The organism is Streptomyces sp. NPDC001108 (assembly GCF_053598535.1).
This window is the reverse complement of sequence record NZ_JBSFKL010000005.1, coordinates 432,137-439,559: the sequence shown is the minus strand read 5'-3', so window position 1 is coordinate 439,559 and position 7,423 is coordinate 432,137. Positions and strand designations below refer to the sequence as shown.

The 7,423-nt window shown below is 73.2% G+C and carries 6 protein-coding genes; 1 reads left to right on the top strand and 5 read right to left on the bottom strand.

The window, feature by feature from the left end; all coding sequences use genetic code 11:
• Positions 1-408 precede the first annotated feature (408 nt).
• From proC to ACWC97_RS15415, 4 genes are all read right to left on the bottom strand, one after another.
• Positions 409-1,218, bottom strand: coding sequence for a pyrroline-5-carboxylate reductase (gene proC, locus ACWC97_RS15430; protein WP_450649634.1), 810 nt, complete (start codon positions 1,216-1,218; stop codon positions 409-411).
• A gap of 69 nt (positions 1,219-1,287) precedes the next feature.
• Positions 1,288-2,091, bottom strand: a complete 804-nt coding sequence (locus tag ACWC97_RS15425; protein ID WP_450649632.1) for a class I SAM-dependent methyltransferase — start codon at positions 2,089-2,091, stop codon at positions 1,288-1,290.
• A gap of 53 nt (positions 2,092-2,144) precedes the next feature.
• Entirely contained in the window at positions 2,145-2,711 is a 567-nt protein-coding gene (locus ACWC97_RS15420) for a hypothetical protein (RefSeq protein WP_352275476.1), read from the bottom strand.
• A gap of 43 nt (positions 2,712-2,754) precedes the next feature.
• Entirely contained in the window at positions 2,755-3,108 is a 354-nt protein-coding gene (locus ACWC97_RS15415; RefSeq protein WP_352275478.1) for an SH3 domain-containing protein, read from the bottom strand.
• A 151-nt stretch (positions 3,109-3,259) separates the two neighbouring features.
• Between ACWC97_RS15415 and ACWC97_RS15410 the strand changes: the two genes are divergently transcribed.
• On the top strand, positions 3,260-5,434 hold the full coding sequence (locus tag ACWC97_RS15410; RefSeq protein ID WP_450649654.1) for a serine/threonine-protein kinase: 2,175 nt from the start codon (positions 3,260-3,262) through the stop codon (positions 5,432-5,434).
• A gap of 37 nt (positions 5,435-5,471) precedes the next feature.
• Here the strand turns inward: ACWC97_RS15410 and ilvD are convergent, their stop codons facing one another.
• Entirely contained in the window at positions 5,472-7,322 is a 1,851-nt protein-coding gene (gene ilvD / locus ACWC97_RS15405; RefSeq protein ID WP_392281471.1) for a dihydroxy-acid dehydratase, read from the bottom strand.
• Positions 7,323-7,423: the final 101 nt, after the last annotated feature.

Genomic DNA, 7,423 nt, shown 5'->3' with positions numbered 1-7,423 from the left:
CGTTTCCGACTCTATCAGACTCTTTCGAGTCCCGATTCCCGGTCGAAGCGGGTTTCGCTTTCCAGTTCCTCGCTTCCGCGATTCCCTTTCCGGCGATTCCGACTCTATCAGATCCTTTCGGGCCTGATTCCCAGTCAGCGGGGTTTGTCTTCCCGACCCTTGGGCCGTTCCGACGAGTGAGACTTTAGCGGATTCCTTGGCTCCGACGCTAATCGGGGGCGTTCTCGCGAACGCGGATTCCTCTTTCCGCAAATGCGCACGAAAAACCGGACGACAGGTGTCGCTGGTCAGAAGTGATTACTGCGGATTGGCTGTCCGGGGACCGACCGGAGTCGGCGCTCACGTCGGACAACTCGGAGCACACTACGGATCGGGGCGGGCCGTGTCAACCTCTGGCTCACCGCCGGCTCAGCCGTTGCCGGAGGCCAGTTCGCGGCTGCGGTCGCGGGCGGCTTCGAGGGCGGCGATGAGGGCGGCCCGTACGCCGTGGTTCTCCAGCTCACGGATGGCGCTGATGGTGGTGCCGGCCGGGCTGGTGACGGCCTCGCGCAGCTTGACGGGGTGTTCGCCGCTGTCGCGGAGCATCACGGCGGCGCCGATCGCGGCCTGGACGATCAGTTCGTGGGCCTGGGCGCGGGGCAGGCCGAGCAGGATGCCCGCGTCGGTCATCGCCTCGACCAGGAAGTAGAAGTACGCGGGCCCCGAGCCGGACAGGGCGGTCGCCGCGTCCTGCTGGGACTCGGGGACGCGGAGGGTCTTGCCGACGCCGCCGAAGATCGCCTCCGCGGCGGCGAGGTGCTCGGGCGTGGCGTGGCTGCCCGCCGAGATGACGGACATCCCCTCGTCGACCAGGACCGGGGTGTTCGGCATGACGCGGACGACCGGGGTGCCCGCGGCGAGGCGCTCCTCGATGAACGCGGTGGTGATGCCCGCGGCCGCGCTGATGACCAGGCGGTCGGGGGTCAGGTGCCCGGCGAGCTCGTCGAGGAGGCGGCCCATGTCCTGGGGCTTCACCGCGAGGATGAGGATGTCGGCGCGGGTGGCGGCCTCGGCGTTGTCCACGGAGTCGACGCCGTACCGGTTGCGGAGCTCCTCGGCGCGCTCGGCGCGGCGGGTGGTGACCAGCAGGTCCGCCGGTCGCCAGCCCGCCCGGATCATGCCGCTGAGCAGCGCCTCGCCGATCTTTCCGGTGCCGAGGACTGCGACTGTCTGGGCCATGCGGTTCACCCTCCGGGCGGTGCTGACGGTTCTCGGTGCTCGTTGCCCGCCATCCTCCCCCAAGGCCCGTCAGGTCGTCGGGGTGGTCGCCACGTACAGCTGGACGGCGTAGCTCTCCTCGACCGTGCCGTCCGGGAAGACCTGCGCGAGGTGGTCGCGCTCCTCGGTGAGGAAGGTCCGGGTGCGTGCGTCGCCGATGACCAGGAGGGCGGAGTGGCTGCCGAGGTTGGCGAGGTGGGTGTCGAGGGGGACGCGCCGGGTCCAGCGCAGCAGGCGGTGCGCGAAGTCGAGGGCGGGCGGCAGGGTGCGGACGGCGCGGCCGGGGTGGCCGTGGACGGACTCCCCGGCGCCGAGGAAGCGGCGGAGGCGGGCGTCCTGTTCGGCGACCCAGGGGACCGACTGGTCCGAGATGTTCCACCACAGGGCGAGGGCACCCCCGGGACGCAGGACCCGTACCGCTTCGGGGGCGGCCAGCTCCGGTTCGGTCCAGTGCCAGGACTGGGCGTAGGTGATCAGGTCCGCGGAGGCGGTGGCGAGGGGGAGGTGGTTGCCGTCGCCGCGCACCACGGGCAGGTGCGGCAGCGAGCGGTGCAGCTCCGCCGCCATGCCGGGACCGGGCTCGACGGCGGTGACCCGGGCGCCGCGCTCGTGCAGCAGCCGGGTGGCGATGCCGGTGCCGGCGCCGACGTCGGCGGTGCGGGCGCCGCGCAGGGGGCGGCCGGCCAACTCCTCCACCGCGTCGAGGAGCGCGGGCGGATATCCGGGGCGGGCGGCGGCGTACTGGGCGGCCGCCCGGTCGAAGGAGAGCGCCCGGGACGTCGGCGGGGCGGTGGTGTCGGGGACGGTGGGGCCTGCGGGGTCGGCGGGGTCCATGGGGTCATCGTGGCCGCCATGGACGCACCGCGCCAGGGCGCGGGCTCGTGGCGCTACGGGCGCTTGGGGCGCTTGGGCCTGTTGGTGCCGCCCTGCTTGGCGGACCGGTTCTGCTTGCGGGCCGCCGGGTTCCCGGTGCGGGTGGAGCGGCGCTTCTCGTAGCGGGCCACGGCCGCCTCGTACTCCTCGCGGTGCAGCCGTTCGCCCGGGGCCTCCCGGAACGTGCGGAAGAAGTACGCGAGCAGCGAGCCGACGAAGCCGATCGTCTTGATGCCGCGCAGGCTCGCCTCGCGCTCCGGGTCGGCGGGGCGGCGGCCGAAGCCCTCCCAGGTCTTGCGGAAGGCGACGGCGCTGCAGACGGCGAACATCAGCACCACGAGGATGCCGACGAAGCTGCCGACGTCGGCGATCTCCAGGCCCTGGAAGGCGAAGCGCAGTACGAAGCAGGAGGCGACCGCGGCGGCCAGCGAGCCGACCGCCGCGCCCACCCGGCGCAGCCCGTAGCCCCCGCTGTGGTCGACCCAGGTCGTACCGAAGAAACGCAGGGGCTCGGGGTGCGGGCCGGGGGTGGTGGAGCCGGGCGCGGCTCCGGTGCCGGGGGCTTCGCTGTTCTCGCTCACGGAGCCGATTATCCCCGGGCGGGTACGGCGGGAGCCCTGCCGGTCAGTCGCAGCGGGGCGCGATGTAGCCGTCGCTGCCGGTGTGGACGTAGGCGTCCGAGACGAACTGGCCGTTGGCGATGTTGTCCCAGATGTTCGAGGTGCCGTAGGGGCCCTTGACCGACTCGCCCGCCTTCTGGCAGTAGATCCCCACCTTCACCCCGTAGGGGAGTGTGCGGACGATGCCGTACTTGGTGCCCGGGCCCCGGCGGACGTTGACGCGGTAGCCGGGGGCGACCGGGTACCGGGTGACGCCGTCCTCCGCGGCGAGCGCCACGGGGTCGACGTCCTCGGGCGCGGCGCCGTCCGCGTCCACGGCTTCCGCGGTCGTCACGTCGTTCTCTTCGTCCATGGCCATCAGGGCCTCCCCCTCGCAAGACGGTCCGTACGGCCGGAATCCGGCCCGTACGACAGGTACGACGCGCAGGCTACAAGCCCCATCCGTATCGCACGCACCATCGACTAGGCTCCGTGCGTCGCGCTTGCGGACGAACACACGGGGGTGGGCGATGCCGCCGCTGCGAGGTACCGGTGCCGGTCCGGAAGCGGAACATCCGGACCATGCGGGCCAGTACCGCCTTGAGACGCGTCTGGGCGCGGGGGGCATGGGGGTCGTGCATCTGGCGCGCTCCGCCTCCGGGCTCCAGCTCGCCGTCAAGGTGGTGCATCAGCAGTACGCCTCGGACCCCGAGTTCAGGGCGCGTTTCCGGCAGGAGGTCGGGGCGGCCCGGCGGGTCAGCGGCGCCTTCACCGCACCCGTCGTCGACGCCGATCCGGACGCCGAGCTGCCCTGGATGGCCACCCTGTACGTTCCCGGTCCGACCCTCTCCGACCAGGTGAAGCGGAACGGGCCGATGGCCCCCGCCGCGCTCCGGCGGCTGACCGCGGGGCTCGCGGAGGCGCTGCGCGACATCCACCGGGCCGGGGTCATCCACCGCGACCTCAAGCCGAGCAACGTGCTGCTCGCCGACTCCGGGCCCAAGGTCATCGACTTCGGGATCTCCCGCCCCTACGACAGCGATCTGCGCACCGAGACCGGCAAGCTGATCGGTTCGCCGCCGTACATGGCGCCCGAGCAGTTCCAGCGGCCGCGCGAGGTAGGGCCCGCCGCCGACGTGTTCGCGCTGGGGGCCGTGCTCGTCCACGCGGCGACCGGGCGGGGGCCCTTCGACTCGGACAGTCCGTACATCGTGGCGTACCAGGTGGTGCACGACGAGGCGGATCTGGCGGGGGTGCCCGAGGACCTGGCCCCGCTGATCGGGCGGTGCCTGGCGAAGGACCCGGCCGAGCGGCCCACCCCCGACGAGATCATGGCGGCGCTGCGGCCGCCGTCGTACGACGCCGCCGCGTTCGTACCGGTGCAGCGGCGGCCGCTCGCCACCTCGGTGCTCGCCCCGGAACCCGGTGGCGGGGACACGGACGCCGACACGCATGTGCGGGCGGCGGGCGGGCGGGTCCGGGCGGGCGGCGGCAAGCGGCGGTGGCTGGCGGCCACGGCGGTGCTGCTGGTGATGGGCGCGGGCGGGGCGTGGGCCGTGGGGTCGGGCGCGGTGCTCGGCGGCTCCGGCGGGGCGGCGGCGGAGGGTCCGGCCGAGGGCGCGGAGGAGGACGTGGCGGAGGAGTTCTCGCCGTGGGACATCGCGTTGGGCGAGAAGACGACGCCGGTCTGCGCGGCCCCGGACGGCTCCGCCCTGTACTGCGCGGCGGACGGGACCGGGGCGGCCCGGCTGGACCCCGTCCACGGGCGGATCACGTGGGCGCGGCATGCGGTGGCCGGTGCCCCGGCCGGGGTGGTGTCGGTCTCCGGCGGTCTGGTGCACACGGCGGTGCCGGGCGGGAGGATCCGGGCGTACGACCCCGCCGAGGGCGGGCCGGTCTGGAGCGCGGACCTCTCCCCGTACGAGGGCACCCCCTTCGCCGCGGGCGACACCCTTCTGCTGGTCGCCGGGGACGGCACGACCGAGGCGCTGGACGCCGCGACCGGGGTCTCGCTGTGGCGGCACGCGCTCGCCGGGCACCGGCGCCCCGACTACGCGCTGTACGACGCGGGCACCGGGCTGGCCTACGCCTTCGAGAACTCGTCGTACGGGTCGAGCACGCTGATCACGGCCGTCGATCCCGCGTCGGGCCGCACGGCCTGGCAGCGGCGGCTGGACGGGATGCTGACGCCGGTGGGGAGCGCGGACGGGGCGCTCGTGCTGACCGAGATGAACGGGGACACCCAGACGGTCGGGCTGGTCGGCTACGACCCGAAGACGCGGAAGGCCGTCCGGACCGCGCTGCCGTTCCGGATGAACGATCCGGAGGTCGTGGTGGGCGGGGACACCGCCTATCTGCTGGGGCGCGGCGGGACGCTGGTGGCCGTCGACACCCGGGCGGGGGGCGGTGCCTCGGACGCCGGGGACGCGGTGCGCTGGCAGTTGGAGACCGCCGCCGGGCGGACCTCGGCGCCGGTGCTCGCCGCCGGGGACCGGCTGTACTTCTCGGCGGCGGACGGGCGGCTGCTGGCCGTGGACACCGGTCGCGGGAAGCTGCTGGGGCAGACCGGGCCCCGGCTGCGGGACGGGCGGCTCGGCTACGCGGCGGGGCTGCCCGCCCCGGTGGTGGTGGGCCGGGCGGTCGTCGGGACGGCGCCCGACGGGTCCGTGTTCGCCGTGGACGGCGCGGACCCCGCCCGCTGGTGAGGGTTCACCGGCGGACGGGGTCCGGGTACGCGGAGGTTCAGCCGAGCTTGGAGACGTCGCGCACCGCGCCCCGGTCGGCGCTGGTGGCCATCGCGGCGTAGGCCCGCAGGGCGACGCTGACCTTGCGTTCGCGGTCCTTCGGGGCGTACGTGCCGTTCAGCGCGGCCCGGCGGGCGGCCAGCTCGGCCTCGGGGACCAGCAGTTCGATCGAGCGCCCCGGGATGTCGATCCTGATCCGGTCGCCGTCCTCGACCAGGGCGATCGTGCCGCCCGAGGCGGCCTCCGGCGAGGCGTGGCCGATGGACAGGCCCGACGTACCGCCGGAGAAGCGGCCGTCGGTCACCAGGGCGCAGCTCTTGCCGAGGCCGCGGCCCTTGAGGAAGGAGGTCGGGTAGAGCATCTCCTGCATGCCGGGACCGCCGCGCGGGCCCTCGTAGCGGATGACGACGACGTCGCCCTCCTTGATCTCCTTGCGGAGGATCTTGTCGACGGCCGCCTCCTGCGACTCGCAGACGACCGCCGGGCCCTCGAAGGTCCAGATCGACTCGTCGACGCCCGCCGTCTTCACGACGCAGCCGTCCTCCGCGAGGTTGCCCTTGAGGACCGCCAGGCCGCCGTCCTTGGAGTAGGCGTGCGCCAGGTCGCGGATGCAGCCGCCGGCGGCGTCGAGGTCGAGGGTCTCCCAGCGCTCGGACTGGGAGAAGGCGGTGGCGGAGCGGACGCAGCCGGGGGCGGCGTGCCACAGCTCGACGGCCTCCGGGGAGGGGGAGCCGCCGCGGACGTCCCAGTCCTTCAGCCACTGGTCGAGGGAGTCGGAGTGGACCGCGTGCACGTTCTCGGCGAGGAGTCCGGCGCGGTGCAGCTCGCCGAGGATGGCGGGGATGCCGCCGGCCCGGTGCACGTCCTCCATGTAGTACGTGCCGCCGGGGGCGACGTTGGGGGCGACCTTCGCCAGGCAGGGGACGCGGCGCGAGACGGCGTCGATGTCGGCCAGGTCGTAGTCCAGCTCGGCCTCCTGGGCGGCGGCCAGCAGGTGCAGGATCGTGTTGGTGGAGCCGCCCATGGCGATGTCGAGCGCCATGGCGTTGTCGAAGGCGGCGCGGGTGCCGATGGCGCGGGGCAGGACGGTGGCGTCGTCCTGCTCGTAGTGGCGCCGGGTGATCTCGACGATCGTGCGGCCGGCCTCCTCGTACAGCGCCCGGCGGGCGGTGTGGGTGGCGAGGACGGACCCGTTGCCGGGGAGGGAGAGGCCCAGCGCCTCGGTCAGGCAGTTCATCGAGTTGGCGGTGAACATGCCGGAACAGCTGCCGCAGGTGGGGCAGGCGTTCTCCTCGATGCGGAGGATGTCCTCGTCGGAGATGCTCTCGTCGACGGCGTCGCTGATCGCGTTGACCAGGTCGAGCTTGCGGACCGTGCCGTCGACCAGGGTGGCCTTGCCGGCCTCCATCGGGCCGCCGGAGACGAAGACCGTCGGGATGTTGAGGCGCATCGCGGCCATCAGCATGCCCGGGGTGATCTTGTCGCAGTTGGAGATGCAGATCAGCGCGTCCGCGCAGTGCGCCTCGACCATGTATTCGACGGAGTCGGCGATCAGGTCGCGGGAGGGGAGGCTGTAGAGCATCCCGCCGTGGCCCATCGCGATGCCGTCGTCGACGGCGATGGTGTTGAACTCGCGGGGCACGGCGCCCGCCGCCTTGATGGCCTCGGAGACGATCCGGCCGACCGGCGCCAGGTGGGTGTGGCCGGGGACGAACTCGGTGAAGGAGTTGGCGACCGCGATGATCGGCTTGCCGATGTCCTCGCTCGCTACGCCCGAGGCCCGCATGAGGGCTCGGGCGCCCGCCATGTTGCGGCCGTGAGTGACAGTGCGGGACCTCAGCTGGGGCATCGTCTCTCGCTCCTTCGACGTTAAGGACTGTCTTCGAGCGTACGCCCCCCGCTCCAAGATCTGGACAGAGTGTCCGATATGCGGGACGAAACTGCCGGGTG